The sequence below is a fragment of the Kamptonema sp. PCC 6506 genome (genome assembly GCF_000180455.1).
Classification (GTDB): Bacteria; Cyanobacteriota; Cyanobacteriia; order Cyanobacteriales; family Microcoleaceae; genus Kamptonema; species Kamptonema formosum.
Genome location: NZ_CACA01000190.1, coordinates 1 through 837, shown reverse-complemented (window position 1 = coordinate 837; position 837 = coordinate 1). Strand labels below are relative to the sequence as shown.

The 837-nt window shown below is 46.8% G+C and carries 1 protein-coding gene; it reads right to left on the bottom strand.

Going from position 1 to position 837, the window contains the following annotated elements; genetic code table 11:
• Positions 1–837: AMP-binding protein (locus OSCI_RS10190; protein ID WP_039962065.1), on the bottom strand; the 837-nt coding region annotated here is incomplete at both ends.

The following is an 837-nucleotide window of genomic DNA, read 5'->3' as shown; positions in this document are numbered from 1 at the left end:
GCTCTGTCCCTCAATGATTTCCCAGTCAGTGTCCAGACAAACGGTACGCCCTTGATGTTTGGGAAGAGATTTTATCAACCGCGCCTGAGTCAACAGAATTGGTACAGAGGCATCTTCTAGCATGAAAGCCAAACGCTCTGGGGGATAAGCTGGGTCTAACGGTACATAAGCCCCGCCAGCTTTGAGAATGCCCAGCAGTCCCACTATCATTTCCAGGGAACGCTCTACACAGATACCTACCAATACCTCTGGCCCCACACCCAAATTCCGCAAGTGGTGTGCTAGCTGATTCGCTCGTTGATTCAGTTCTTTATAGGTTAGTTGCTGCTCTTCAAAGACTAATGCGATCGCATCAGGAGATTTCTCTACCTGCTCTTCAAACAACTGATGTATACAAGCATCTTTAGGGTAATCAGTTTCCGTATGGTTCCACGCTGCTAACTGCTGTCGTTCCCACTCAGTTAACAGAGGCAATTGTGCAATTTTCTGCTCTGGGTTAGTAACGATACCTTCGAGTAAAGTCTGAAAATGACCTACCATCCGCTCGATGGTCTCAGCATTAAACAAATCTGTGCTGTACTCAAAACGACCGACTATGCCCTCCGATGTCTCCTGTAATTCCAGGGTCAAATCAAACTTTGCCGTTTCGGTATCAATGTCCAACTGATTCCAATTCAGCATCGTATCAAAGCCTGACATCGGCGGTTGCAGAACAAAAGCAACCTGGAAGAGTTGGTTTTGACCTAAATTCCGCTCTGGTTGCAGTGCTTCTACCAACTTCTCAAAAGGCAAATCTTGGTAAGCAAATGCTCCCAAAGCCACTTCCCGCACTCTTTC